The organism is Hydrosulfovibrio ferrireducens (genome assembly GCF_046883345.1).
Classification (GTDB): domain Bacteria; phylum Desulfobacterota; class Desulfobulbia; order Desulfobulbales; family Desulfurivibrionaceae; genus Thiovibrio; species Thiovibrio ferrireducens.
The window spans coordinates 37,491-63,157 of sequence record NZ_JALKCW010000011.1 but is presented as its reverse complement, the minus strand read 5'-3'; the positions used below and the strand labels follow the sequence as shown (position 1 = coordinate 63,157).

Genomic DNA, 25,667 nt, shown 5'->3' with positions numbered 1-25,667 from the left:
TTAATTCCCCCCAGTAATGATACTGTCGGTCACGATGGCGCCGGGGGCAACCCTGGCCCCATCCCAGACCACGGCCCGGGTAAGGCTGGCCCCCTCCCCGATGGTGGCCCCGTGCCCGACGGCGACCCAGTCGTGAAACGAGACCCCGGAGCCGAGCACCACGTCTTTTGCGAGATAGAAAGGAGAGGCACCGCGCTCCGGGAAAAATCCGGGCATCCTCCCCTTCAGCACAATATCCTCATGGAGCTGCAGATAATCCGCCGGGGTGCCCATATCGGTCCAGAAATGGCCGGAAACGACCAGGGACTGGATTGTGCCGCCGCGTTTCAGCAAGTCGGCATAGCAGTCGATGATGTTGTAGAAAACGCCCTCGGGGATCAGGGAGAGAACCGCCGGGTTGATGACCTGCACCCCGGTGAAGGCCAACAGGCGTTCGCCCTCACCGGCCGGACCGGAAAAGCCCACGACCCTGCCCGCGTCATTCACCCGGACATTATTGAAACGCGGGCAATCGTGCAGCACCATGGTCACGTCCGCGCCGGAGGCGCAATGGCTCGCATGGACCGCAGCCAGGTCAAGATCATGGACAATATCGCCATTGACCGCCAGAAAGGGATCCGCGCCAAAATGGCTTTGCGCCAGGCGCAGGCCGCCCCCGGTTCCCAGCTCCAGCTCTTCCAACTGGACATGAACATCCCTCTGCCCCTGGAGCATGGACCTGATCTGCTCCCGGAGGTGATGGGCATTGACCACGATGCCCTCTGCCCCGCTCCGGCGGAGCTGCGTCAGGGTATGGGTCAGAAGGGGGGAATCGAGCACCGGAAAGAGCGGTTTGGGACGTTTCAGGGTATAGGGCCGCAGACGTGTCCCAAATCCTGCAGCCAGAACCATGGCTTTCATGAGATGTTCATCCTGATGAGTGATGATCGACAACGAGAAACAGCGAAATTACACAGACAGGAGTCCATCCGGCAACTCCTCGACCCCGACCACGACGATTCCAGCCCGATTCGCCGCCTCGATCACAGCCTCCCGGTCAAAGAGCAGGGATTGGCCTGTTTCCACCGCCAGAACCGCAGCCTTGACCGAGGCCATGGTCTCGATGGTTTTTACGCCGATGGCAGGAAGATCGAAACGGAAATCCTGCTTAGGCTTTTTCACCTTGACGACCACGACCTTTTCTTTTCCCAGCGTGCCGCCCCGGGTGATGGCGGCATCCGTGCCCTCAATGGCCTCCACCGCCAGCACGGTGCGGTCCCGGACCACCACGCACTGCCCGATATCCAAAGCGCCGATGGCCCGGGCGGTTTGCCAGCCGAAACGGATATCCTCCATCTGCTCGGCAGTGGGTTTTTTCTTGGTAAGCACCCCCTTGGGGAAGAGCAGATCCTTGAGATAGAGGGTGGACTCCAGGACGTGAATACCTTCCTGCTCCAGAACCCCGGCCACTGCCCGCAGGATCGCGTCGTCCTGGCGGATGTCTATCTTGTTCCACAGGGTCAGCCCCTTGAGGTCCGGCCAGACATCCTTGAAAATCTTGGTTTTGGTGATGGCGCCCAAAAAGACGGTTTCCGTAACGCCATGTTCCCGGAAAAAACTTATGATCCGCCCCAACTGGCCGAGTTTTACCCAGCAGAACCGGTCGGCCACGGTTTCGAGCTCTGGCCAGGACTCTCCCTGGTGCGCCACGATCACCACCTCGCGCCCCGCCTTTTTGGCGGCCTCGGCAAAAAGCTTCGGAAATTGACCGCCGCCGGCGATGATGCCGATGCTATTCTTCGTCATCACCGGCCATACGCACGGCCCCGCGTTTCGAGGTGGCAAAGAAATTCACCAGCTTGGCAACCGGCGCGCAATCGGGAATCTCCTCCAGAGTCTTGGCAAGCGCATCCTGGAGCAGCAATTCCGGGCTGCGGAAGATAATCTTGTACGCCTGCCCCAGTTTTTTGATCTCATCGGCGGAAAAACCAGACCTTCGCAAGCCGATGCGGTTGATCCCGGTCACCCGCATCTGGTTGCGGATGCCGGCCATGATCACATAGGGGGGCACATCCTTGCTGAGCCCGGACATGCCGCCGATGTAGGCATACTCGCCGATGCGGACAAACTGGTGCACGGCGGTGAGCCCCCCGATGATCACCCGGTCGGCGACCTCGACATGCCCGCCCAGGGTGGCGGCATTGGCCATGATCACATGATCCCCGACCACGCAGTCATGGGCGATGTGGGTGTATGCCATCAGCAGATTGCCGCTGCCCACCGTGGTTACCCCATGGCCGCCCGGGGTGCCGCGGTGGATGGAAACATACTCCCGGATCTGATTATCGTCGCCGATGACCAGCCGAGTGGGCTCGTTGTTGTATTTCAAATCCTGGGGCGGCCCGCCGATATTGGTGAAGGAGCCGATGGTATTGCGGGCGCCGATGGTGGTAAGCCCCGTGATAACGGCATGGGGGCAGACCACGCAATCAGGGCCGATCTCCACCCCTTTCTCGATAACGGCATAGGGGCCCACGGTGGTGGAGGCATGGACCTTCGCCTCGGGATCAATAACTGCGGTAGGATGTATGTTCATTGCGCCTTCGCTTGGGTTTGGTTGGTTGAAACATCAAAAACGGATGAAAGACTTCCGGGGACGCTCAGGCAAAAGTTGCCATGAGCTCCGCTTCGGCCACGAGCTTGCCGTCGACATAGGCCTTGCCGTCCATTTTCCAAAACCTGGCCTTGCGCTTGCTCACCGAAAGCTCGTAATACAACTGGTCTCCAGGCACGACCTTTTGCCGGAATTTCACGCCGTCAAGACCTGCAAAATAAACGAGCTTGCTGGCAACCGCCTCGGGATCGGTGACATAGGCAAGGATCGCCCCGACCTGGGCCATGCCTTCGAGGATCAAGACCCCTGGCATAACGGGTTGCGAGGGAAAATGCCCCTGGAAAAAATTCTCGTTCATGGTCACGTTCTTGTACCCCCGGATGGATTCGCCGAGGTGCATCTCGACAATGCGGTCCACCATGAGAAAGGGATACCTGTGCGGTAAAATCTTCAGGATTTCCAGGATATCAAGCTGCTGCAAATCAGAATCCATGCCACCTCTCCTCTCTAGTTACTGGGCCGAACCGACGCCGGGTCATCGTTGCTGTCCGCGGCGACCAGTCCGCACGCTACCCGTTGCTTTCAGGACTATCCTCTTCGCCCGGCGTTATTGCCCGGGACAGCTCGGCAATCTGCCGTCTCAATTCCCGCATCTCCCGTACCATTTCCGGAAGTTTCGCATAGGCCGCGCTGGCGCGTAGCCAGGTTTTGTGGGGGATGGCCGGAATGCCGGCCACGATGGCGCCAGGTTCCAGGCTGTTATGCACCCCTGATTTGGCCGCAACCATTACCCGGTCCCCGAGGTGGATGTGCCCGGCAAGACCGACCTGCCCTCCCAAAACCACATTGTTGCCGGTGGTAGTACTGCCGGCCATGCCCACCTGGGCGACAACCATTGCGTCCTCTCCGATCATCACATTATGACCAAGCTGCACGAGATTATCGATCTTCGTCCCCCGCTTGATCCAGGTCTTGCCGAAGGTGGCCCGGTCAATACAGGTATTGGCCCCGATCTCCACATCGTCATCGATCTGGACCACGCCGACCTGGGGCCGCTTGACATGGCGGCCGCTGCCGTCGGTGGCATAGCCGAAACCATCACTGCCGATCACGGTTCCGCTGTGGATGATAACCCGGTTCCCGATCCGGCAGCAGCGGCCGATCGTTACATTGGCATACAGCACCACATCGTCGCCGATAACGGCGTCGTCATACACGACCACCCCCGGATGAAGCGCTACCCGCTGCCCAAGCCGAACCCGGTTGCCAAGATAGACCAGGGGGCTGATGGCAACCTCGGCGGGGATATGACAATCCTGGCCGACAACCGCCCGCGCATCGATGCCCGTGGCGACAAACGGTTCCGCGACAAACAGGGCATGGATGCGGGCCACGGCAAGGTAGGGATTCCTGACTCGAATCGCAGGCACGCTGATTTCGGTAACCGAATTCGGCACAATGATCGCCGAGGCCTTGCATTCGTCGAGCCGGGCCCCGCGTTTGAGATCGGCGACAAAGGTTATCTCGCCCTTGCCGGCACTGTCAAAATCGGCAACCCCGCCGATGAGCACCTCGGGGTCGCCAACCAGCTCTCCTTGAACCAGAGCAGCCAGTTCCGCAAGACGTTTCTGTTCGTAGGCCATATTCGCTCCCTCTCTCTGCGCACCGGACGCACAACAGCATTCCGAGGCATAAGAAAAAAAGTTCACCGTTGCTCACAACAACCGCAACATTAAAAACGCCATGATCCGGATAAGGAACCGCACGGAAATGGTCGCACGACCATGCTTGCCTCGCCACGGCCCCTAAAAAAAAAGACGGGCTGCCTCCTTGCTGCCAAGGGAAACACAACCCGTCTTGCGAAACGTGTCAGCGCCGAAAATCCGCGCCCCGGGAGAAGGGGGGCTAGTCTCCGTTGATCCTGGAACGCAGAAGTCCGGAGGGCTTGAAGGTCACAACCTTACGGGCTTCCAGAATCAGTTCATCTCCGGTCTGGGGATTTCTCCCGCGCCGGGCATTTTTCTTTTTCACGTTGAACTTGCCAAAACCACTGATCAACAGATCCTCACCGGTATTCAGGCATTTTTTAGCAATGCGCAGAAAAGCCTCAACGGCCTCGGCAGCCTGGGCCTTGGTGAAATTGTGATTTTGATAGACCTTTTGGACAAGATCCGCTTTTGTCAGGGTCATGGGGCACCCTCCTTTATTGGCTCATAACATGTTCAACTAACTGATAATTGTCAAGAAATATATTTCAAGGCGGTCTTGCCGGCATACCTGCCCGCAGCGCCAAGCTCCTCCTCGATCCGCAGCAACTGGTTGTATTTGGCGACCCGATCGGTACGGGAAGGAGCGCCGGTCTTGATCTGGCCGGTGTTCAGGGCCACACTGAGATCGGCAATGGTGGTGTCTTCGGTCTCACCGGAACGGTGGGAAATGACCGAGGTATACCCAGCGCGATGGGCCATTTCCACGGCATCGATGGTTTCCGTCACCGTGCCGATCTGGTTGAGTTTGATCAGGATGGAATTGGCCACATCCTCTTTAATGCCCTTGGCCAGAATCTTGGTGTTGGTGACAAAGATATCGTCCCCGACAAGCTGCACCTTGCCCCCCAGTTTCTTGGTCAGCTTGCCCCAGCCAGCCCAGTCGGCCTCGGCCAATCCGTCTTCAATGGAGACCAGCGGATATTTTTTCACCCAAGCCTCATAAAAGGCGATCAATTCATCCGCCGACTTATTGGCCTTCTTCTCCGCGGCAAGCACATAGCATTTTTTCTTGGGGTCATACAATTCGCTGGCAGCCACATCCAGGGCGATGAAAATATCCTTGCCCGGCTTGTAACCGGCCTTGACAATGGCCTCCAGCAAAAATTCCATGGCCTCCTCGTTGGAGCGCAGATTAGGGGCAAAACCGCCCTCGTCGCCAACCGCGGTTTGAAGCCCGGCCTTTTTCAACACTGCTTTCAGACTGTGGAAGGTTTCCACCCCCATGCGCAGAGCCTCGGCAAAGCAGGAAGCCCCGGCGGGCATGACCATGAATTCCTGAATATCCACGTTGTTGTCGGCATGCGCCCCGCCGTTTAAAACATTCATCATCGGCACAGGCAGCACCTTGCCGTTCACCCCGCCCAAATAGGTATAGAGCGGCAGCCCGACCTCCTCGGCGGACGCCTTGGCCACCGCCATGGAAACTCCGAGGATGGCGTTGGCGCCGAGATTTTTCTTGTACTCGGTGCCGTCCAACAGCAGCATGGCCTGATCGACGATCACCTGCTGGGTGGAATCAAGGCCGATGATGCCCGGGCCGATTTTTTCGTTCACATTGGCCACTGCCGTGAGTACCCCTTTGCCGAGATACCGCTTCTTTTTGGTGTCGCGAAGCTCCAACGCCTCGCGGGTGCCGGTGGAGGCGCCGGATGGCACCAGGGCCCGACCGACCACCCCCGAATCGAGAAATACCTCAACCTCAACGGTGGGATTGCCCCGTGAATCCAGAACCTCTCTGCCCAACACACCGATAATCTCTCCCATCTCTTCCTCCAAATCGTATTAAAAAACCAATACAGGATACTCCCTGAAAATCAACCGCCCACAGCTCCAGCCATGCTGAAGATGGGCAGATACATGGCAACAACCAATCCGCCGATCATGCCGCCCAGAAAACACATCATCAACGGCTCGATCGCCGCAGTCAGGTTTTCCACGGCCTGATCAACCTCTTCGTCATAAAAATCCGCAATCTTGGTCAGCATGACATCAAGGGCGCCGGTGGCTTCACCGACATTGATCATCTGCACCACCATGCCCGGAAACACCCCTGTCTCCTCCAGGGGCTCGGCAATGGCCCGTCCTTCGCTGATGCTGTCCGTCACCCGGAATACCGCCATCTCAATAATCTTGTTCCCCGCGGTTCTGGCCACGACATTGAGGGATTCCAGGATCGGCACCCCGCTTTGCAGCATGGTGCCGAGGGTCCGGGTGAACTTGGCCACCGCCACCCTGCGCAGAAGAGTGCCTACAATGGGCATGTTCAGCAGCATCCGGTCCATCTCAATGCGCCCCTTCTCCGTCTTGTATATCTTTTTCACCAGAAAAACCGCGGCAAAGATGGCGCCGATGATGAAATGAAAATTCCCTTTGGCGAATTCACTCATATCGACAACAAACTGCGTCGGACCAGGCAGGGCGCCGCCAAAATCCGCGAACATCTTTTGAAAAACCGGCACCACGAAAACCAGCATCACCGCCATGACCACAAAGGAGATACAGATGCAGATAATGGGGTAGGTCATCGCGCCCTTGACTTTTTTCTTGAGCGCCATGTTTTTTTCCATGAAGGAGGCGAGCCGGTTCAAGATGGTATCCAGAATACCGCCGACCTCGCCGGCCTCAACCATGTTGCAATACAGCGTATCAAAACAGGTGGGGTGCTTCTTCATGGCATCGGCAAAGGTGGTGCCGGTCTCGACATCCGCCCTGATTGCCCGCAACACTTTCTTGAAGCTGGGATTTTCCATCTGCTCCCCCAAAATCTCCAGGCTTTGCACCAGAGGCAACCCTGCGTCGATCATGGTGGACAACTGACGGGTGAAGATGACGACATCCTTGCCGGTTATTTTCGGCTTTAAAAACTCAATATTTTCAAACATGTCCTTGGGGGCTTCTTTCAGCATGGACACCGTTATTCGCATCTTTTTCAGATGCGCTTGCGCCATGGCCTCGCTGGGCATTTCAAGCTTGCCCTTGCGTTTTTCCCCATAGGAGTTGACACCCTTCCAGATATAAAACGGCATATCCCATCCCCTCTGTTGCTGAAATTAAACCGGCATTTATATCTTATATCTTAAGATTTTCTCAAAAACAATAGATAGATAGCGTTATTTATGTCGGCAAAATTCTTGCGTCCCGTCATTTTTATCGGTAGGGGGTCTCTTTCTGCCGCATCGCCGTCCTCTTTTTTTATTGACACTCCACGCTGGATAATTTAAATAAGCTGATTCATTAACGTGATGTTGCGCCGGTTTGCGGCGGCTCTCTGAATACCCCAACAACCAGTACCCGACCAAGGGATGAACGTGAATCCCGATCTGGGTTTCATACGGAGGATGACAATGGCAAAAGCGGCTCCCAAGGACATGACCAGCAAATATACCACCGGCCAGTTTCAACAGATCATTGACAAATGTGAAGGTTGCGAACGTTTGGTTGAGGTCGAGGCAGCAAAGTATTGCTCCACCTACGCCATGCCGGAAGCCAAATGGCGCTTGGGTCTCTGTAATTTTGCAACCCATGTGAAACCAGAGATCAGCGTATCCACACTCAAGATCAATCCCTTGAAGGCTTCAAAACGCGCCGCAACGAAGGGCAAGAAGAAATAACCTTCCTGCTCTTTGCAGAATCTAAAAAAAAGCCCTTCCGGATTCGGAAGGGCTTTTTTTTAGATTACCCATGCGAGATTTACAGGATGGCCTTGGGATACAGAGCACTCAGCAATTTCTCGTCCTCCTTGATTTCCTTGAACCTCTCATAGGCCTCCTGAAAATGGGCAGGTTTGTCCGCATTCCCAGCCACCTTCGCCGCCGCCCGGGCCAAAAGCTCTTCCGAGCAGTCATACACCGCCTGAAAAACCTTATCAACGACCAATTCCGGACTTTTCTCGTAAGGAGGGGGCGATTTGGTGATGGCAATGACCGCCTGCGCCACCGTAGGCTCGGCGATGCACCGAAAAAGATCCGGCACATCATAGATATCGGCAGCTCCCAGCATTTTTTCGATGAGGCTGCCGTTCAATGAATAGAGCAACCCACGAACCCGGGCCAGATTTCCTTCCCCATCCGGAGCCATGAACAGCTTGAGATATGGGGTTACTTCATTCGGGCTCAGAACACCTTTTTTAAAAGCCGACTCAAGCCAGCGCAGTTGCATTTCCGGACTTCTGGCCACAAACGGCAGGTATTTCTCATACCATTTCCGCTTTTTCGCCGCCGCTCTCCCTGCTTCTGTGTTCATGCCTCTCCGTCCTCCCTCCCGAAGGGAACCCCTGGTTCTCATTCCTTTTCTTCAGAAAACTCGCAGGGTATTTCACACCCCTTACCCCCGCCAGCCGCCGCCGGCAAGTTTTTTCGTCCCAGCCCCACATTTTTTAAAATCGCAACAATTCACGATTCCAGCAGGGACCGAAAGCGGCCGGCCGCGGGTATTGCAGCGTATCTTTTTGATTTTATGCTGTAAAACTGCGCCATTCCCCATTTTTTTCACGAATCCTCCATATTTTCATTTGCCCCCAGCGCCAACCGTCCTTATTTTCTTCCCTCAAGGAGGGCGGAAACAGATGAAAAAAATCGCCACCGCAGCGCAGATCATTGCCGAAAAGCCATTCTATCTGGAACAGGCGGAAGAACTGCACATCGCCAAGACAGCATACCACAACGGTCTGCCAATCCTGTTAAAAGGCCCGACCGGTTGCGGCAAAACCCGGTTCATGCAACGGCTGGCCTGGGAACTCACCCGCCCGCTCATCACCGTCTCGTGCCATGACGATCTTTCCACCAGCGACCTCATCGGCCGATTTCTCATCAAGGGCGGAGAAGCGGTTTGGATGGACGGCCCCCTCACCAAGGCGGTCCGGACCGGAGCCATTTGCTATCTCGACGAAATCGTCGAAGCCAGAAAGGACACCACCGTGGTCATCCACCCCCTTGCCGACGACCGGCGGGAGCTGCCCATTGAAAAACTGGGAGAAACCCTGACCGCCCCGCCCGAATTCATGCTGGCCATCTCCTACAATCCCGGCTACCAGAGCGTGCTCAAGGATCTCAAGCAGTCGACCCGCCAGCGTTTCGTTTCCTTTGAATTCAACTATCCCCCTCCCGAACTGGAGGCCCGCATTGTCCGGGAAGAATCCGGCATCGAGCAACCGCTGGCGGAAAAACTTGTCCAGATGGCAACCATGACCCGGAGCCTGAAAGACTCCGGCCTGCAGGAGGGGGCAAGCACCCGGCTCCTGATCCATGCCGGCAAACTCATCAGAAGCGGCATCCAGCCGCGCACTGCCTGCAAGGCCACGATCACCGAAACCCTGACCGATGACCATGAAATGCTGGCAGCCCTTGAGGAGATAACCAGCTCCCTCTTTTAAGCGGAGGCACCCCCCTGGACCCACGCGAACTCAAAACCAGATTTGCCCAGGCAGTCCTGCCGGACATCCTCAACGACTGGGAGATCGAAGAGATAACCGAGCCGCTGCAGGGGTTGCCCGATGCGGCGCTGAACGAAATCTTTCGTCAGATTGCCGCAATCTGGCCGGTGAGTCATGCCCTCTGCAACAGCTTTCTCAAGGCGGTGAAAAAGGGACTTACCTGCCTGCACCACTCCCAGCTTGCCGACTGGGTCAAGACCATCCTTGCGGCCTATGAATCCGGGGGGCTGCATCAGACCCGGCAACTCCTCGAACGGGTGGAGGAAACCTTTCTCTGCACGATCCGGGGAGAAACCGGCATCAGCCTCGCCGAGGTCACCGGCCGGCTGCAGCCCTATGCCACCGGACTGGCCGGACATCCCCTGGAATTGATCCCCGGCCAGGAGGTCTACACGGACACTGCGGCGGTCTATCTCCCCCCCAGGATCGCCGTCTTTCCAAAACAGACCGACAATTTCCTGCTCTACAAACTCATCATCTCCTTTCAGTGGGCCTTTACCGCCATCGGCACCTTTTCACTCCATCTCCCAGAGGGCTCCCCGGCGATTACCGCCGCCACACGACGGCAGCGCACCGCCCCTCCCCCTGCATGCACCGGCCTCAACGATTACTTCAACCTGTTTGCAAAACCAGCCGTTGCGGCCCACCTTTTTCACCTTGGCGAAACCGCCAGGGCCACTACCTTTCTCCGGGAAAGGCTTCCCGGCCTCATGCGGGAAAGCGGCCCCATCTTCCAAGCCCTTGCCCGGACAATCCCCCGGAGCGCGGGGGGCTCCACCGGAGACCTGCAAAGAACCATCCTCCTCCGGGCCGCGCAGGATACCGGCGAAACCCCTTCCGCGCCCCATCCCGTAACCAGCCTTTTTGACGGGTTATTTCGAGAGGATGCAACCAGCCAGGACTCCGCCTGTTTTGCAACGAAGGCGTATGCCCGGTTTCTCGACCAAGCCGGGGAACCGGCTCCCCCCATAATCTTCCAGGGCGTGCTGCGCCCGGCCGAGGTTCTGGCGGTGCAGCGTAAAAAAAGAGCGGCGGCCAAGGAACAATTCATCGAGGCCCTCGCCGCCGTCATCAACGCGCAAACGCCCCAGGATGCCCCAGTCGAAAAAGAGAAAGGCGAAGCCCAGGGCACGGGAGTTCCTGAACTCGAAGGCCAGACCGCCGCGGTTATCCCGCCCGAAGGGGCGGGGAAAGATACTCCGGACACAAAACCGCAAGGAGAGAAAACCCTGGAGTTCATCACCATCGACGACAGCCACATCGATCTTCCGGACACACTCAAAAAACTGGCCAGGGAGATCGTCGAGGATCTCGGCCAGATCCCTTCCCAGTACATCTCAAGCGCCAAACAGGCTGCGGGAAAGGGGCTAGCCCAGGGAAACGCCCCTCCCCCCCAGGAGGGCGAACCCCTTGCCGGAGCCAATCTCTTCATCTTTGACGAGTGGGATTACCGGCGCGCGGGCTTTCGCAAAAACTGGTGCTCCCTTGCCGTCAAAAAAATCATTCCGGTCGCAGGCACTTTTGTCGGCAACACCCTGGAGAGATACCGCGGCCATCTGACCCGGCTCAAGCGGCAGTTCGAAATGATGCGCAACCAAGAACGCTTTGTCCGGCGGCAAAAAGACGGGGACGAAATCGATCTCGACGCCCTCATCGAAACGCTTGCCGACATTAAAGCCGGCCTTTCTCCTTCGGAGGAACTCTATATCCGGCTGGCCCGGGACAAACGCAACATCAGCGCCCTCTTCCTCGTTGACATGTCCTCCTCAACCGAGGGCTGGGTAAACACCGCCCTCAAGGAAGCCCTGATCCTCATGTGCGAAGCCCTTGAAGTTTTGGGCGACACCTACGGCATCTACGGATTTTCCGGCATGCGCCGCACGCGTTCCGAGCTGTTCCGGATCAAGGATCTGGCCGAACCCTACAACGATGAGGTGAAGGGGAGGATTGCCGCCATCGCCCCCCAGGAATACACGCGAATGGGACCGCCCATCCGGCATCTGACCAGGCTCCTTGCCGAAAGCGAGGCGAGAATCAAACTGCTCATCACCCTTTCCGACGGAAAGCCCGAGGATTATGACGATTACAAGGGCGAGTATGCCATTGAGGACACCCGCCATGCCTTGATCGAGGCCAAGGCGCAGGGGGTGCATCCATTCTGCATCACCATTGACAAACAGGCCCACGCCTATCTCCCCCATATGTACGGGGAGGTGAATTACATCTGCATCGACGAGGTCGGAAAACTCCCCAACCGGATTCCAGAAATCTACCGGGGCCTCACCTCCTGACCCTGCACAGAAGCCTGAGCCTTCCACGCGCCATTACCCGGCCCCCCCCTGTCAATGGACAAGCCTCCCCCTATCCTTTGCTCCCCGCACAAAAAAATCCGGCCCGGAATTATCCGGCCGGATTTCTCATCGTCCTGTTTCCAGGAAACTGTGCCTACGAAAACAACCGCAAAAAGCTCACACAGCCGCCGCCGGATTTCTTGGGGGCGTCCCCTGTCTGGCTCGCGCACCCAACAACTCCTGCCAACAGTGCCGCACACAGCAACACGGTGATGGTTTTTGTCCCACGCAACCATAGATTTTTCACATTTCGCATGAATCTTCTCCTCCGGATCACAAATACCTTCTTTATTGCCTTGAGCAAGCCGCCGCCACATGCGAACGGCCTCACAAGGTAACGCAGATCCCCGGAGATATTCAAATCGAAAAAAAAAGCGATTGCCGCCCCGGACAATCGCTTTTTCCTATGACTATGGAGCTACAGCCTAACGGCGATCCCCCAGAAACCGGAGCAGCATGAGGAACAGATTGACAAAGTCGAGATACAGAGCCAAAGCCCCCATGATCGCGCCCTTCCGGATCGCGGCCTGGCCGTTTTCCATGATCCCGCCCGAGCCGAGCCGGGTGATCTTCTGCACGTCATAGGCGGTCAGGCCGGTGAAAACAATCACGCCGATGGCGGAAACCACCCAGGAAACCATGGAGCTGGCCAGAAAGATATTCACCACCGAGGCGATCACTATGCCAATGAGCCCCATGAACAAAAAGGAACCCATGCTGGTGAGGTCTTTTTTGGTCACCGTGCCGTAGATCGCCATGGAAACGAACATGCCGCCCGCGACAAAGAAGGTGGTGGCAACGGAGGCGCCGGTATAGAGGAGAAGGATCGCGGAGATGGTCGCCCCGTTCAAGATGGAATAGGCCAGGAAAAGACCGGTCGCCATCCCGGCGGACATCTGCTCGATCCGGGCGGAGAGATAGATCACCATGCCAAGTTCGCCGAAAATCAGGCCATAGAACACGATCTTGTTGCCGAAGATCGCCTGCTGCAAGGCCGGCGTGCTGACGACCACCAGGGCGGTAATCCCGGTGAGGCCAAGGCCGATGGCCATCCAGTTGAAGACCTTGGCCAGGAAAAGGGTTGCCGCCTGGGAGCGGGACTGGTCGATAACCATTGTTCTGCCGTTGTCACTGCTGTACATAATTTCTCCTTGCGCTATACATTTGAAATTGCGAACCACAGGGTTTCATAATAATCATTCCGCCATAATGCGCCACTCTTCCGCGCAGACCCTCTTTGCCAGGGGCATGGCCTAATCACTCTTCCGTCGCGATAGCACGGGTTGCGATCACAGGACGACGGAAAACCCAACCGCTGAAAGTAAGACCGCGCCCCATGTTTTTTGGTTCCAGATAATTCACCACCACCGGATGAATGGCACATCACGCCCCTGGCCGCCAGGATACGGCGCCAGCCTGGCGGCAATCTCCCGAACCCCATGTTTCGCAAAAGCTGATCCTGCCCCATCCCGGAATCCCTGGTGCTGCCTATCGATCAGAGCTCCAGGCTCTCGCCCGGTTCCGGCAGAAAAACGCCCGGCAAGCCGGATTCGCCCAGAAGACGCCGAAGCGCTCCCGATTCCCGCTCCCGCTCATAATGCGCGATATGCACGATTGCCAACTTTTCGCATCCTGCCTGCCGCGCCACATCGAGGCACTCGGCAAGGCTGCCATGATTGGCGGTCTGTCCTGCAACCCGATACGCCTCATGCACCATAAGCGTGCATCCCTTTGCCAGATTGGCTGATCCTGCGGTGGACCGCCCATCACCACCGTAGAATATCGATTTTCCGTCACCATTCAACCGGAGGGCGAGACAGGGCTGCGAGTGCTCCGTGGCGGCCACCTGCCAGAGAAATCCGGCCCCTTGAAAAGAGTCGCCATCCTCAAGCTCGCGATACTCCAAAGCATACTGCAGTTTCCCTAAAAAAGAAGGGTAGGCCAGATCAAGGGCCATCTCAATCTTTTCCCGCAAGCCATTTGGCCCGGCTAGCAGCAGCGGCTTAACGCGCCCCATCTCCCAGAATCGCAGGAGCAGCAAGGGAACCCCGAAAAAATGATCCCCGTGAAAATGCGAGATCCACAGAGCCTCAAGCTGGTCCGGATCGAAACAATCAGCAAAATATCGATGGGGGGTGGTAAATCCGCAGTCAAGTAGGATATAATGATTTTTGCTCCCGCCCACAACCAGAATCGAGGTGTTGAAGCGTTCGGGGTCACAGGCCTCGCCAACCCCCAAGAAATGGACTTTCATGCACAGCGCCCTTTTTTTATCCTTTACCTACGTGACCGATAGCATACCATGAATAGCCTGATTGTTGCATGTCCAAGCTGTAAGACCAAGAACAAAGTGGTCGCCGTCAAACAGCACCGTAAGCCGCGCTGCGGCAAATGCCAGACCTCTCTGCCCATGGCCGATTACGCCGCGCCGGTCGAGCTTACCGACCAGGATGTTGCGCAGGTAATCCGCGAGGCCGACCTGCCTGTTATGCTCGATTTCTATTCGCCGACCTGCGGTCCCTGCCGAATGCTGGCCCCGGTGATAGAGCGATTGGCCCGCCGTTTTTTCGGGCGGGCGATCATCGCCAAGATCGACACCAGCACAAACCACATCAGCGCCGGTCAATACGGAATCCGGGGCGTCCCAACCCTTATTTTTTTCAAAAACGGCCAGGTTGCCGACCAGATTGTCGGCGCCTTGCCGGAAGACGCCCTTGTCGCCAAACTCGACAGTTTCATTCGGACTTAGGATCGCCCCCCTGCCAATGACCCCCCCGAAAAACAACCAAAGCCCGTGGGCCGCATACCAGTCCCTGGAGCCACAAACCCGCTTCGTTCTGCACGCTTGCGCCTTGACAGGAGAGCCGATCCGGGAGGCCGCCCTGATTTCCTGCCTGTTTCCCTCGGCGGCAGGGCAGAAATGGCCCACGCCCACGGAAGGGCATCTCCTGGCCGGACTGGCCGAGCTTGCGCAAAAAAATCTTCTCGAAAATGACTGCGCCTGCCGCAGGGAGATCCTTGAGCTCGTGGCCCATGACAGCCGGAAACAGCCGTACTTTCCGGCCCTGGCCTCCGCCATCCAGCACGCCTGGCCAACCCCGGCCCCGGAGAAAAGCCCCGACCCGAACTGTCTGTGGCGCCGTTCCCTGCGCGACCTTCGCCTTGCCCTCCTTGCCGCGGACGAAACAGCGTACACCCACAACCTCCTCGCCCTTCTGGCGCTTCAGGAGAAATTCCCGGAACGTTTTCCGGAAAACCCCCTGGTCACTCTCTGCGGCGCCCCCTTTGATCCGCCATGGTTCGCCAAGCTCCCCCTCCATGTCCAACTCTACGCCCTGCATCAGATCTTCCTGAACGGGCTGCTCCACCTTACGGAAATCGTCCTGCCCCAGGAATACCTGCAAGACAAACGCTTCCTCAAGGGTCTCTCCGCGAAAAACCGCGAGCCTTTTTCCTATCTGCTGACCTCCCATCTGCTCATCCAGGGGCAAACCCAGGCCGCCTCCGCCTGGCTGGACAACACCCTGCAACAAGGGGCGCCGCTGGGTGTGCGGGGTTGGCGGCAGTTTCTAGCCGGAGAAACAACCGCAGCCATTCACAGCTACGAAAAAGATCTCGCCAAGATCAGAAAGGCCAACCTGAACGACCAGGCGTATTTCACCGGGGTTGAAGGGCTGTTTTACCTGATGGCCCTGCTTCAGAATGGTGATTACACCGCACACCAGCAGCTCAGGGACATTATCAAGAACATTGAGGATATTCAGCCCCACAACCCCTTTCTGCCCTCCTATTTTCTCCTCCTCGCCCTGGTTGAAGCAAGGGAGAACCGGCTTGACCTGGCCCGCGACCGGTTGACGGCGGTCAGCATCCTTCCCCGGCCACACAGCATCACCACGCTATTCCTCTCCCTTGTCACCTACTGGATCGAAGGAAGGCCCAGCCCGGTCTGCCTGCCGCACCTGAAATCCTTCCGGAAAAAAGCCGCGGCCCACGGCTATCTGTGGCTTGCCCGCGAATACGGCTCCCTGCTGCATCTGGCAGGAGAACAATCAGCCCCTGCGGCCACCACGGACGAACTCGCCCAGGCCTGTTCCCTTGTAAGCGTGATCACCCCGGAAGAACAATGGCAACGCGCCCTGCGCGCCCTCAACTTTAGCTCGGCCCCAGCCCAGAATCTCGCCAAGCCGGAGACCGCATCACGACTGACCTGGATGATCGATTACCGCACCCAGGAGGGCCTCGTCTCCCTGGTGCCGAAGATTCAGAATCTTACCGCCCGCGGCCAATGGACCAAGGGCAGATCCGTGGCCTTACGGAAACTGTTTCGCAAAAACAAGCCCCCGTTCTTGAGCCCGCAGGATCTCCTGGTGTGTGAAACCATTGCCGAGCATAAAGACAGCCGAGGCGTTTTTTTCCGCTTTACCATGCCTGACGCCCTGGTCTCCCTCCTCGGGCACCCCCATGTTTTTCTCGCCGACTCACCGAAAACCCCGGTTGAAATCCTGCAAGGCGAACCGGAATTGCGGGTTGACCAGCAGGGGGAGTCGCTGCTGATTCAGTTCTCCCCGTGGCCCGACAGCACGGAGGCGATAGTCCTCCGGGAAACCCCGGCTCGCTTTCGGATTTATCCCATCACCAAGGACCATCGGCGGGTGGCTGAGATTATCGGCCCCAATGGCTTGAGTGTTCCCCGCGACGGCAAGGACGAACTTTTTGCCACCCTGGGCAACATCTCCTCCTTCATGACCGTCCATTCCACCATCGAAGGAAAATCCGTAGGCGTGGCCGAGGTGCAGCCGGACGCGCGGATCCACATGCAGCTCCTGCCCTACGGAGCCGGGTTCAGGCTGGCCATGCTCGTCAGGCCCCTCCAGCCCGACGGCCCATACCAGAGGCCGGGCGAAGGCCCCAAAACCATCATCGCCCACAGCGGCGGCAAACGCATCCAGACCCAGCGCAACCTGGAACTTGAAGAAGCAAACGCCCGCTTTGTCGAAGAATCATGTCCCATGCTGGCAAAGGGAACCGACCTGGAGCGGGAATGGCTGCTGCAGGATCCGGAGGAATGCTTGCAACTCCTTCTCGAACTGCAGAGCCTCCCGGATAGCGTCCTCATTGAATGGCCCGAGGGGGAACGCCTCACGGTAAGTCCGCCGGCCGAACTCAATCAGTTTCTGCTCACGGTGAAGGAACGCAACAACTGGTTTGAGATGAGCGGAACCCTGAAGCTCAACGAATCGCTGGTTCTCGACATGCGCACCCTGCTTGAGCTGGCCCAGACACACAGCAGCCGCTTCATCCCCTTGGGGCATGGCCATTTTCTCTCCCTCTCCCGGGAGCTGCGCAAACGTCTGGACGAGATCGCCGCCTTTGCCGAGCTCAAAAAAACCACGCTCCGCCTCCACCCTCTTGCCGCCCTGGCCCTGGAGGATTTCACCAACGGGGTGGGAGAGCTGCACACGGATGAACGCTGGCAGGAACAGCAAAACCGGCTCAAGGAAGCGCAGGAATACGAACCTCGGATACCATCCACCTTCAAGGCCGTGCTTCGGGATTATCAACTGGTCGGGTTCAACTGGCTGGCCCGCTTGGCCAACTGGGGAGTGGGGGCCTGCCTGGCGGACGACATGGGCCTCGGCAAAACCATCCAAGCCCTGGCTCTGGCCCTTGCCCGCGCCGAGCAGGGACCGACCCTGGTGGTGGCCCCGACTTCGGTTTGCCCGAACTGGGAGGAGGAGGCAAACCGCTTTGCCCCCACCTTCAGGGTCGTTCTCTTCGGCGGCCGCCAGAGGAAAAAAATGCTCGCCGAGCTCGGCCCCTTCGATCTGCTGATCTGCAGCTACGGCCTGCTCCAGCAGGAATCAGCGCTCCTTGCCACCCGCAACTGGGAGACCATCATTCTGGACGAGGCCCAGGCCATCAAGAACTTCATCACCAAACGCTCGCGGGCAGCCATGCTCTTGCAAGGGAAGTTCAAGATGGTCACCACCGGCACCCCCATTGAAAACCACCTCACCGAACTCTGGAACCTGTTTCAATTCATCAACCCAGGGCTTCTCGGCTCCCTGAACCAGTTCAACCAGCGGTTTGCCATCCCCATCGAGCGCGGCAACGACCCGGAGGCGCGGAAAAAACTCAAAAAACTGATCAACCCCTTTATCCTGCGCCGCCTCAAGTCACAGGTCCTGGAAGAGTTGCCCGAGCGCACCGAGATTCTTTTGCAGGTGGAGATGGAGGAAAAGGAGGCCGCCCTCTACGCGGCGCTGAGGCAGCGGGCCCTGGAAAATCTGCGTCAGACAGGCGGCCCGCCGGGAAAACGCTCGCTCCAGATCCTGGCCGAGATCATGAAACTGCGGAGGGCCTGCTGCAACCCGCGCCTGGTCCTGCCCGAAACCGACATCCCCAGCGCCAAACTCACCCTGTTTGCCAAGCTTGTCGACGAATTGCGGGAAAACGGGCACAAGGCCCTGGTGTTCAGCCAATTTGTCGATCACCTCAGCCTGGTTCGCGAACATCTTGACCAACAGGGCATTCCCTACCGATACCTCGACGGCAGCACCGCCCCCCGGGAACGCCAGCGCCAGGTCCAGGAATTCCAGGCGGGTCATGGCGACCTCTTTCTCATCAGCCTCAAGGCCGGGGGGGTTGGCCTCAACCTCACCGCCGCGGACTACGTTATCCATATGGACCCTTGGTGGAATCCCGCCGTGGAAGATCAGGCCTCGGACCGGGCCCATCGCATCGGCCAAAAACACCCGGTGACCATCTACCGTCTGGTGGCAAAAAATACCATCGAGGAAAAGATCGTCCACCTCCACCACGAAAAAAGAGCCCTGGCGGACAGCCTGCTGGAAGGCACCGATGTCGGACACGCCATGAATCCCGCCGATCTGTTGCGGCTGCTGAAGGAAGCCTGAGCAAGTCCGCCATGTCGTTACCCACCCTGCAGGATGGACTGCTCCACTGGTTTGCCCAAAATGGTCGCGATCTCCCTTGGCGGAAAACCTATCTCCCCTACCACATCTGGATTTCAGAGATCATGCTGCAGCAGACCCAGATGGATCGGGTGGTTGCCTACTTCACCCGCTGGCTCGAATATTTTCCCGACATTGCCGCCCTGGCTGAGGCGAAAGAGCAGGAGGTTCTGCGGCTGTGGGAAGGTTTGGGCTACTACTCCCGGGCCAAGAACCTCCTCAAAACCGCCGAGCTGCTCTGTCTGAGGCACGGCTCCGCCCTGCCGGAAGACCACGCGGCCCTGCTCCAGCTTCCCGGCATTGGCCGCTATACAGCCGGGGCCATCATGAGCCTCGCCTTCAACCGGAGCCACCCCATCGTGGACGCCAATGTGGAGCGCCTTTTTTCCCGGCTTTTCAACCTGACCGTCCCGGTCAAAGAAAAAGAGGCCCACAACTTCATCTGGCAGAAGGCCGCCGAGCTTATCCCCGAGGGCAAGGCGCGGTATTTCAATCAGGCGCTCATGGAACTGGGCGCCTTGGTCTGTCTGCCCCGCTCTCCCCGATGCGATGTCTGCCCGATCCACGCTCACTGCGAGGCCTTTGCTCAAGGAGTAACGAAGGAGAGACCGGTTGCGGGCAAGGCACGGGAGATCATCCCCATCACCATGGCAAGCGGGATACTCCAGCATCAGGGAAAGATTTACATCCAAAAACGCCTGCCCGATGATGTCTGGCCCAATCTTTGGGAATTCCCCGGCGGAGGCATACACGAGGACGAAACGCCGGAACAGGCGCTGGTGCGGGAATATCGGGAGGAAACAGGCTTTGCCATCCAAGGGCTTAAAAAAATCGCCACCATCACCCACAGCTTCACCAAATACCGGGTCACGCTGCACTGCTACCACTGCCGCCTGCGGGGCAATGGTAGCACGCCGGTCCTCCACGCCGCCCAGGAATTCCGCTGGGTAACCCCGGAGGAACTTGAGAATTTCGCCTTTCCCTCCCCCCACCGCCGCTTGATCAATCGCCTGGCGGGAGAACTATGAAAAAACGCCTTGCCTGTACTTTCCAGGCCTTCCTTGTTACTATACTATTACACAGAGGCAGGGGTTGAATCTTTCAGAAAGGGAGGAAACAATGCGCCAACGGATGATCCGCGTGCTGATTTATATGGCCATTCTGCTGCTCATGGCCAACATCAGTCCGGTCATCGATTCCTTCATGCATCCGGAAATCCCCTATTTTGATCCCGAGCATCTCCTGGTCGGGGGGATAACCGCGGGCATCACCGCTCTTTTGCTCAGCCTGCTGATCTCCCACGCCAATCGCATGGCATCCGTCGCCCATGAACTGAGCATCCTCAACAAGAAGCTCCGCGAGCAGTCCAGCCGGGACAGCCTGACCGGCCTGTACAACCACCGATACTTCCAGGAAATGCTTCGCCATGAGTTTCTCCTGGCCCAACGCCACCGGACGGAACTGTCCTGCATGATGCTCGACCTCGACCTTTTCAAGGAGGTCAACGACACCTGCGGCCATCCCTTTGGCGATCTGGTCCTGAAGGCAACGGCGGAACAGATTCTCCACGAAGCCCGCGCCACCGACACCGTGACGCGTTATGGGGGAGAGGAGTTCGCCGTCCTCCTGCCCAACACGGATCTGGAAGGCGCCATGCGCATTGCCGAACGTATCCGCGCCCGGGCTGAGGCCTATACCCATCAGGATAAGGACGTTGCCATGCGGGTCACCATCAGCATCGGCCTGGCTTCGAACCGGGCCCACTCCCCGAAAAAACCGGAAGAACTGCTGGCCTTTGCCGACCAGGCCCTTTACCGGGCCAAGAAGGCAGGCCGCAACAAGGTGGTTGCCTACTCCGAGCTAGCCGCGACAAAGCACTCTGACTCCTGCGGCCTCGCACGGGAGAATTTTACCGAAAAGCCGCAAGCCCCGTAACTTTTCGATATTTCGGTGAAAATCGCACCACTTTTTTGAATAAAGACAAAACATGACACTCCAAAATTCAGATTACAAATCCCCCTGGAAGCGATTTGCCGTCAATATCAGCATGGTGATCCTGCTGTTCATTTCCTCACTCTTCACGGGCATTTACCTCAACCACCAGAAGACCATCGAAAAAGAACTCACGAGCCGAGCCCAGGCGCTTTTCAACAGCCTGGTCATTGCCCGTAAATGGAATGCACTGCACGGCGGCGTTTATGTCGAAAAAGTGCCGGGCATGCAATCCAACCCCTACCTTGAAAACCCGGACATCACAGCCAGCAACGGCAAGACCTACACCAAAAAAAACCCAGCCCTGATGACCAGGGAAATCTCGGAAATCGCCGACCGTGAAGGCGCGTTCCAGTTCCACATCACCAGCCTCAAACCGCTCAATCCCAATAATATTCCAGACCCCTTTGAACTGCAGGCGCTGCTGAGTTTTTCCCAGGGGAAAACCGAGGCCATCGGCAAGGAAAAAATTGGTGAGGCCACCTATTACCGGTACATGGCCCCGCTTTTCGTTGAAAAACCCTGCCTCACCTGCCATGCCGGGCAAGGATATCAGCTTGGCGATGTGCGCGGCGGCATCAGCGTCCGCTTCAACATTAACGACATGATGCGCGCTCAGATGCTGCACAGGCTGCTCCTTGGCCTGCTGTTCACGGGAACACTGATCTCGTTTATGGGGATCGTCCATCGTCTGGTGGGCGCACTCAAAAGAAAGCTGGTGGCCGCGGAAAACCTCATCCGGGAGATGACGATCACCGATGACCTGACCAAACTCAAGAACCGCCGTTTCCTGCATGACCGTCTCAAGGAGGAACTCGAGCGTACCACCCGTTACCGCCATCCCCTTGCCTGTATCTTTTTTGATGCAGACCATTTCAAAATGGTTAATGACAGTTACGGTCATGAAGCTGGCGATGCGGTGCTGAAAACGATCAGCGCCACGGCCCAGGAGCAATGCCGCCAGACCGACACCCTCGGTCGTTACGGCGGAGAAGAATTCCTCATGCTTTTGCCGGAAACCAACTTGGAACAAGCCTGCGCCCTGGCGGAACGCTTACGGCAAGCCATCGAGGGCCAGGTCAGCATCGCTGACCAGCATCATATCCGGATCACCGCCACCTTCGGCGTGGCGTGCTATTCCCCGGAGACCACCGCAGATCAACCCAGCCTGTCCGACTTTATCAAGCAGGCAGACACCGCCATGCTCGAGGCCAAAAAAGCCGGGCGCAATCGCGTCGGCATCGCGTCCTGAATCAATTTGCCAGGAAAAATACAGAGTCCCCCGTATTGCCTGGCCGAACCGTTCGTCGTAAAATCCCTCGAAGATCAATTCGTTCAAGGGATGACACGTTCACCATGAAAAAAACACCCTCCGTTCCCGGCTGGCTGGACATCGGCGCGGGTTATGAATCATCCGCCGCAAGCGAGCGTATCGAGCGGACTCTCGCATGGCTGGTGACGGAACATCTCCCGATCTTTCTTGCCGGCACAGGATACCAGTCCGGGCCCGCCATCCTGATCGGCGCCAACGACCAGGAATTGCTCATCGATAAACCGCGGGATTGGTCCCCATGCCCGAAGATCCGCATTATTTTCAAGGACAAAGCCAGACTCACCAACCATTTTGACGTACGAATCCTGTCGGAATCCCTGGATACTCTGCGATCTTCCCGCCCGAAGGAGATGTTCCGCCTGCAGCGTCGGGCCCGTTACCGGGTCGATGTCCCGCACGGCTGCCATGTTTCCTTCCGCAGCGACAACACGCTGCACACCGGCCTCATCTTGAAAAATATCAGCGCCACGGGCATGCTCTTTTTTTCAAAAAAACCGATGAGTTTGTCGCGAAACACCATCCAGGACATAGCCCTATCGATTCCAGCCCGAGAAGAAGAGAATATCCTCACGGGTTGGCAGCAGAAAAAAATATCCCAGGGAGACGTTGTTCGAACCTACCATGACCGGCAGGGGGGTATTGTTTGTTACGGCGTTGCCTTCCGGAGCAAACGGAAGGAAGAAGATGAATTGACCCGATACATCCGGCAGCGCGAGCGGGAATTGATTCTCAAGGGGTTGCGGGTCTGAGGCAGGTCATTCCTTGCTGCGGCGGAAGCCGATGGTGGCGACGGTACCCTTGCCTTCCTTGCTGTCCAACTGAAATGAACAGCCGGGGTGATCCTCGATAATCCTTTTGGAAATGCAGAGGCCCAGGCCGGTCCCCTGCTCTTTTGTGGTGAAAAAAGGCAGGAATATCCTTTTTTTGAGCTCCTCGGGGATCCCCTCCCCGGTGTCCGTCACCTCAACCTCCACCAGATCCTCCTGCACCCTGGTGCTGACCACGATCTCCCCTCCGGGGGGGGTCGCTTCAATCGCATTCTTCACAAGGTTCACCAGCACCTGTTTCATCTTCTCCCTGTCCACCTCGACCACGACATCGCTGGAGGATGCCAGCCGGATATCAACCCCTTTGCCGCCGGAATAGGAATGCGCCAGGGTAACAACCTCGGTCAGGAGCTCGTTCAGGGAAACTCCGGCAAGATTGAGCTGCGGGGGCCGGTACAACTCTTTCAGCCCGGCAAGCAGGTGTTCCAGGCGGGTGACCTCATCCACGATGATGGTCAATTTGGCCCGGTCTTTCTCCTCGGTTGCTTTTTTCAAAAGCTGCCGGGCAAACCCGCCAATCATGATCAGGGGATTTTTTATTTCATGGTTGATCTCGGCCACGGTCTGCCCCAGCGCGGCCAGCCGCTCATTCTGGGCAAGACGATCCTCCAGAACCTTGGTGTCCGAGAGATCCCTGACCAGCCCGGTAAAATAGCGCTGCCCCTCAATGTTCGCCACGGAAAAAGAGATGGTGGCGGGAAAGGTTTCCCCGTTTTTACGGGCCACCACCAGTTCCGTCTCATGCCCGATCAAGGTTGCCTGCCCGGTGCCGACATACCGGGCCACGGCCAGCTCATGTCCGGCCCTGCACATGGTGGTGAGGATTTTGCCCAGATCGTGACCGACAATCTCCGTCCGGTCATACCCGAACATCCTCTCCGCCGCCCTGTTGAAAAAGATCACCGTGGAGCTTTCATCAATGGTGACGAAAGCCTCGTTGGTGTTTTCAACCGCGTTCTTGAGAATGATAAATTGCTTCTGCGTCTCCGCCGGTGTTTGCTCAGTCATACCCCCACCAGATCATGGCCCACGAAAAGCTTGCCCGATGCTGCCCCTGCCGCATATCAAAATTATGCCACCAGATCAAGGGTAACGCGGAATCCCTGACCTCGATCATGCTCAAAAATTATTCCTTTACCGCTATCCCTTTTTTCTTCAAATCGCTGACAATGGCCCGGATCTGGCTCTCGTTGCAATCATCAATCCGATACACGTTCTTCATCCCATCCAGAAAATAGAGGGTCAACTGATTCCCGCCGCTCAACTCGGCGCTGCGGATGTGATTCGTGTCGAGCCAAGGCTTCAGTTCTTCCATAAAATCATGCAGGCTGCACTGTTTCATCATGATCCTCCTCCCACCAATAGGTTTCAGAAATTACTGGCAATCAAGAGCCACCTTGATCCGGTTGCCCCCGTCCCCCTTGGCCAGATAGAGCGCTCCCTCCGCGGCAGCTATCAGCCCCTGCATATCCGAGCCTCGACACGGCTCGGCGGTTGCAAGGCCAACGCTCAGCGTCAGGGTCTCCCCGGCTGTTTGCGCGGCGCCGTCCCCGCCGTCCAAGGCGGCCATATACGCCATAAACTCATGGACCACGGTCATGGCTCCACCATTTGGGGTATTGGGGAGAATGGCGGCAAACTCCTCCTCGCCATAGCGGACCACGGTGTCCCCGGCCCGCTTGAGAACACAACTCAGGGCATCAGCCACCTTGCGCAGCCATTCATCGCCCTTGTCCCGGCCACGGGTTTCGCTAAATCGTTTAAAATCATCGAGGCCCACCATGAACAGCGAAAGGGGAACCAGCTCCCGCCGGGCGCGATTCCATTCCCTGCCCAGGATTTCATCAAAATAACGACGATTGCCCACCTCGGTGAGACTGTCTCGCGGCACCATGTGCATCAGGCGGCGGTTCAGCAGGTCGAGTTGCGTGGTGAGTTCGACCAGCTCCAGCTCCCGCGCCTTGCGCCGATCGGTTTCATGCTTCAGCTTCAGGGCGGCGCGAACCCGGGCCAGCAGCTCTATCTCCTTTACCGGCTTAATGATATAGTCGGTCGCTCCCATGGCGAAGGCCTGGGCGAGCGCCTCATCGTCATCGCGAACCGTGACCATGATCACCGGAATATCCCGCAGCCCATCCTGCGCCTTTATCCGTTGGCAGGTTTCTATACCATCCATGCCAGGCATCATGACGTCCATGAGGATGAGATCGACTCTTTTCTCCTCGACCGCACCCTTTTCCGTTGCCGCGAGCATTTCCAGGGCTTCCTGACCGCTTCTGACACAATAAATATCCGCATATCCCTCCTGCCGGAGCATCTCCTCGAGCAGCATCAGGTTTACCGGGATATCATCAACAATAAGGATTGCCATTTTCGCCTCTATACTTTAAGCCAAGA

General features: G+C 57.5%; 23 protein-coding genes. 9 read left to right on the top strand and 14 right to left on the bottom strand.

The window, feature by feature from the left end; genetic code table 11:
• The 8 genes from MWR57_RS04890 to MWR57_RS04855 all read right to left on the bottom strand — a co-directional run bounded on the left by MWR57_RS04890 (position 1) and on the right by MWR57_RS04855 (position 7,388).
• Entirely contained in the window at positions 1-900 is a 900-nt protein-coding gene (locus MWR57_RS04890; protein WP_423123676.1) for a nucleotidyltransferase family protein, read from the bottom strand.
• Positions 901-948: 48 nt separating this feature from the next.
• The gene (locus MWR57_RS04885; RefSeq protein WP_423123675.1) at positions 949-1,785 is read right to left on the bottom strand and encodes an LpxI family protein; all 837 of its coding nucleotides are present in this window, start codon (positions 1,783-1,785) and stop codon (positions 949-951) included.
• Positions 1,772-2,575 carry an acyl-ACP--UDP-N-acetylglucosamine O-acyltransferase gene (gene lpxA, locus MWR57_RS04880; protein ID WP_423123674.1) on the bottom strand — a complete coding sequence of 268 codons (804 nt, stop codon included), beginning with the start codon at positions 2,573-2,575 and terminating at the stop codon, positions 1,772-1,774. The genes MWR57_RS04885 and lpxA overlap by 14 nt, the downstream gene beginning before the upstream one ends.
• Positions 2,576-2,639: 64 nt before the next feature.
• A complete protein-coding gene (gene fabZ / locus MWR57_RS04875; RefSeq protein ID WP_423123673.1) occupies positions 2,640-3,086 on the bottom strand; it encodes a 3-hydroxyacyl-ACP dehydratase FabZ in 447 nt (148 codons plus the stop codon).
• 76 nt (positions 3,087-3,162) lie between these two features.
• Positions 3,163-4,236 (bottom strand): UDP-3-O-(3-hydroxymyristoyl)glucosamine N-acyltransferase, encoded by a 1,074-nt coding sequence (gene lpxD / locus MWR57_RS04870; RefSeq protein ID WP_423123672.1) that lies wholly within the window; start codon positions 4,234-4,236, stop codon positions 3,163-3,165.
• 262 nt (positions 4,237-4,498) lie between these two features.
• Positions 4,499-4,783, bottom strand: a complete 285-nt coding sequence (locus MWR57_RS04865) for an integration host factor subunit alpha (RefSeq protein ID WP_423123671.1) — start codon at positions 4,781-4,783, stop codon at positions 4,499-4,501.
• 50 nt (positions 4,784-4,833) lie between these two features.
• On the bottom strand, positions 4,834-6,126 hold the full coding sequence (gene eno, locus MWR57_RS04860) for a phosphopyruvate hydratase (RefSeq protein WP_423123670.1): 1,293 nt from the start codon (positions 6,124-6,126) through the stop codon (positions 4,834-4,836).
• Between the two features lie 50 nt (positions 6,127-6,176).
• Positions 6,177-7,388, bottom strand: a complete 1,212-nt coding sequence (locus MWR57_RS04855) for a type II secretion system F family protein (RefSeq protein ID WP_423123669.1) — start codon at positions 7,386-7,388, stop codon at positions 6,177-6,179.
• Positions 7,389-7,706: 318 nt separating this feature from the next.
• Here MWR57_RS04855 and MWR57_RS04850 point away from each other — a divergent pair, with 318 nt between their 5' ends.
• A complete protein-coding gene (locus tag MWR57_RS04850) occupies positions 7,707-7,973 on the top strand; it encodes a PxxKW family cysteine-rich protein (protein WP_423123668.1) in 267 nt (88 codons plus the stop codon).
• A 79-nt stretch (positions 7,974-8,052) separates the two neighbouring features.
• On the opposite strand, the gene MWR57_RS04845 is transcribed toward MWR57_RS04850, so the two are convergent.
• Positions 8,053-8,604, bottom strand: coding sequence for a hypothetical protein (locus MWR57_RS04845; RefSeq protein WP_423123667.1), 552 nt, complete (start codon positions 8,602-8,604; stop codon positions 8,053-8,055).
• Between the two features lie 322 nt (positions 8,605-8,926).
• Here MWR57_RS04845 and MWR57_RS04840 point away from each other — a divergent pair, with 322 nt between their 5' ends.
• Together MWR57_RS04840 and MWR57_RS04835 are read left to right on the top strand one after the other, a co-directional pair.
• On the top strand, positions 8,927-9,733 hold the full coding sequence (locus MWR57_RS04840; RefSeq protein WP_423123666.1) for a CbbQ/NirQ/NorQ/GpvN family protein: 807 nt from the start codon (positions 8,927-8,929) through the stop codon (positions 9,731-9,733).
• A gap of 113 nt (positions 9,734-9,846) precedes the next feature.
• Positions 9,847-12,084, top strand: a complete 2,238-nt coding sequence (locus tag MWR57_RS04835) for a nitric oxide reductase activation protein NorD (RefSeq protein ID WP_423123665.1) — start codon at positions 9,847-9,849, stop codon at positions 12,082-12,084.
• A gap of 485 nt (positions 12,085-12,569) precedes the next feature.
• Here the strand turns inward: MWR57_RS04835 and MWR57_RS04830 are convergent, their stop codons facing one another.
• Positions 12,570-13,286, bottom strand: a complete 717-nt coding sequence (locus MWR57_RS04830; RefSeq protein WP_423123664.1) for a Bax inhibitor-1/YccA family protein — start codon at positions 13,284-13,286, stop codon at positions 12,570-12,572.
• A 353-nt stretch (positions 13,287-13,639) separates the two neighbouring features.
• Positions 13,640-14,398 (bottom strand): MBL fold metallo-hydrolase, encoded by a 759-nt coding sequence (locus MWR57_RS04825; protein WP_423123663.1) that lies wholly within the window; start codon positions 14,396-14,398, stop codon positions 13,640-13,642.
• Between the two features lie 48 nt (positions 14,399-14,446).
• Between MWR57_RS04825 and MWR57_RS04820 the strand changes: the two genes are divergently transcribed.
• From MWR57_RS04820 to MWR57_RS04795, 6 genes are all read left to right on the top strand, one after another.
• Positions 14,447-14,893, top strand: a complete 447-nt coding sequence (locus tag MWR57_RS04820) for a thioredoxin family protein (RefSeq protein WP_423123662.1) — start codon at positions 14,447-14,449, stop codon at positions 14,891-14,893.
• Positions 14,894-14,909: 16 nt separating this feature from the next.
• The gene (locus tag MWR57_RS04815) at positions 14,910-19,061 is read left to right on the top strand and encodes a DEAD/DEAH box helicase (protein WP_423123661.1); all 4,152 of its coding nucleotides are present in this window, start codon (positions 14,910-14,912) and stop codon (positions 19,059-19,061) included.
• An 11-nt stretch (positions 19,062-19,072) separates the two neighbouring features.
• Positions 19,073-20,146 (top strand): A/G-specific adenine glycosylase, encoded by a 1,074-nt coding sequence (mutY, locus tag MWR57_RS04810; protein WP_423123660.1) that lies wholly within the window; start codon positions 19,073-19,075, stop codon positions 20,144-20,146.
• 91 nt (positions 20,147-20,237) lie between these two features.
• Positions 20,238-21,053 carry a GGDEF domain-containing protein gene (locus MWR57_RS04805; RefSeq protein WP_423123659.1) on the top strand — a complete coding sequence of 272 codons (816 nt, stop codon included), beginning with the start codon at positions 20,238-20,240 and terminating at the stop codon, positions 21,051-21,053.
• 52 nt (positions 21,054-21,105) lie between these two features.
• The gene (locus tag MWR57_RS04800) at positions 21,106-22,362 is read left to right on the top strand and encodes a diguanylate cyclase (RefSeq protein ID WP_423123658.1); all 1,257 of its coding nucleotides are present in this window, start codon (positions 21,106-21,108) and stop codon (positions 22,360-22,362) included.
• Between the two features lie 104 nt (positions 22,363-22,466).
• Positions 22,467-23,192 carry a flagellar brake protein gene (locus MWR57_RS04795; protein WP_423123657.1) on the top strand — a complete coding sequence of 242 codons (726 nt, stop codon included), beginning with the start codon at positions 22,467-22,469 and terminating at the stop codon, positions 23,190-23,192.
• Between the two features lie 6 nt (positions 23,193-23,198).
• Here MWR57_RS04795 and MWR57_RS04790 read toward each other — a convergent pair whose 3' ends face one another.
• The 3 genes from MWR57_RS04790 to MWR57_RS04780 form a co-directional block, all read right to left on the bottom strand.
• Complete coding sequence (locus MWR57_RS04790; protein ID WP_423123656.1) at positions 23,199-24,278, bottom strand: two-component system sensor histidine kinase NtrB; 1,080 nt, start codon at positions 24,276-24,278, stop codon at positions 23,199-23,201.
• Between the two features lie 118 nt (positions 24,279-24,396).
• Complete coding sequence (locus tag MWR57_RS04785; RefSeq protein WP_423123655.1) at positions 24,397-24,615, bottom strand: hypothetical protein; 219 nt, start codon at positions 24,613-24,615, stop codon at positions 24,397-24,399.
• Positions 24,616-24,645: 30 nt separating this feature from the next.
• On the bottom strand, positions 24,646-25,641 hold the full coding sequence (locus MWR57_RS04780) for a diguanylate cyclase domain-containing protein (protein ID WP_423123654.1): 996 nt from the start codon (positions 25,639-25,641) through the stop codon (positions 24,646-24,648).
• Positions 25,642-25,667: the final 26 nt, after the last annotated feature.

Bases quoted from the DNA above. Each gene is read 5' to 3' on its own strand.
- MWR57_RS04840 (WP_423123666.1), top strand. From the start codon at position 8,927: ATGAAAAAAATCGCCACCGCAGCGCAGATCATTGCCGAAAAGCCATTC.
- mutY (WP_423123660.1), top strand. From the start codon at position 19,073: ATGTCGTTACCCACCCTGCAGGATGGACTGCTCCACTGGTTTGCCCAA.
- MWR57_RS04845 (WP_423123667.1), bottom strand. From the start codon at position 8,604: ATGAACACAGAAGCAGGGAGAGCGGCGGCGAAAAAGCGGAAATGGTAT.
- MWR57_RS04865 (WP_423123671.1), bottom strand. From the start codon at position 4,783: ATGACCCTGACAAAAGCGGATCTTGTCCAAAAGGTCTATCAAAATCAC.
- MWR57_RS04825 (WP_423123663.1), bottom strand. From the start codon at position 14,398: ATGAAAGTCCATTTCTTGGGGGTTGGCGAGGCCTGTGACCCCGAACGC.
- lpxD (WP_423123672.1), bottom strand. From the start codon at position 4,236: ATGGCCTACGAACAGAAACGTCTTGCGGAACTGGCTGCTCTGGTTCAA.
- fabZ (WP_423123673.1), bottom strand. From the start codon at position 3,086: ATGGATTCTGATTTGCAGCAGCTTGATATCCTGGAAATCCTGAAGATT.
- MWR57_RS04795 (WP_423123657.1), top strand. From the start codon at position 22,467: ATGAAAAAAACACCCTCCGTTCCCGGCTGGCTGGACATCGGCGCGGGT.
- MWR57_RS04815 (WP_423123661.1), top strand. From the start codon at position 14,910: ATGACCCCCCCGAAAAACAACCAAAGCCCGTGGGCCGCATACCAGTCC.
- MWR57_RS04820 (WP_423123662.1), top strand. From the start codon at position 14,447: ATGAATAGCCTGATTGTTGCATGTCCAAGCTGTAAGACCAAGAACAAA.
- MWR57_RS04885 (WP_423123675.1), bottom strand. From the start codon at position 1,785: ATGACGAAGAATAGCATCGGCATCATCGCCGGCGGCGGTCAATTTCCG.
- MWR57_RS04850 (WP_423123668.1), top strand. From the start codon at position 7,707: ATGGCAAAAGCGGCTCCCAAGGACATGACCAGCAAATATACCACCGGC.
- MWR57_RS04785 (WP_423123655.1), bottom strand. From the start codon at position 24,615: ATGATGAAACAGTGCAGCCTGCATGATTTTATGGAAGAACTGAAGCCT.
- MWR57_RS04790 (WP_423123656.1), bottom strand. From the start codon at position 24,278: ATGACTGAGCAAACACCGGCGGAGACGCAGAAGCAATTTATCATTCTC.
- lpxA (WP_423123674.1), bottom strand. From the start codon at position 2,575: ATGAACATACATCCTACCGCAGTTATTGATCCCGAGGCGAAGGTCCAT.
- MWR57_RS04805 (WP_423123659.1), top strand. From the start codon at position 20,238: ATGCGCCAACGGATGATCCGCGTGCTGATTTATATGGCCATTCTGCTG.
- MWR57_RS04855 (WP_423123669.1), bottom strand. From the start codon at position 7,388: ATGCCGTTTTATATCTGGAAGGGTGTCAACTCCTATGGGGAAAAACGC.
- MWR57_RS04890 (WP_423123676.1), bottom strand. From the start codon at position 900: ATGAAAGCCATGGTTCTGGCTGCAGGATTTGGGACACGTCTGCGGCCC.
- MWR57_RS04830 (WP_423123664.1), bottom strand. From the start codon at position 13,286: ATGTACAGCAGTGACAACGGCAGAACAATGGTTATCGACCAGTCCCGC.
- MWR57_RS04780 (WP_423123654.1), bottom strand. From the start codon at position 25,641: ATGGCAATCCTTATTGTTGATGATATCCCGGTAAACCTGATGCTGCTC.
- MWR57_RS04800 (WP_423123658.1), top strand. From the start codon at position 21,106: ATGACACTCCAAAATTCAGATTACAAATCCCCCTGGAAGCGATTTGCC.
- eno (WP_423123670.1), bottom strand. From the start codon at position 6,126: ATGGGAGAGATTATCGGTGTGTTGGGCAGAGAGGTTCTGGATTCACGG.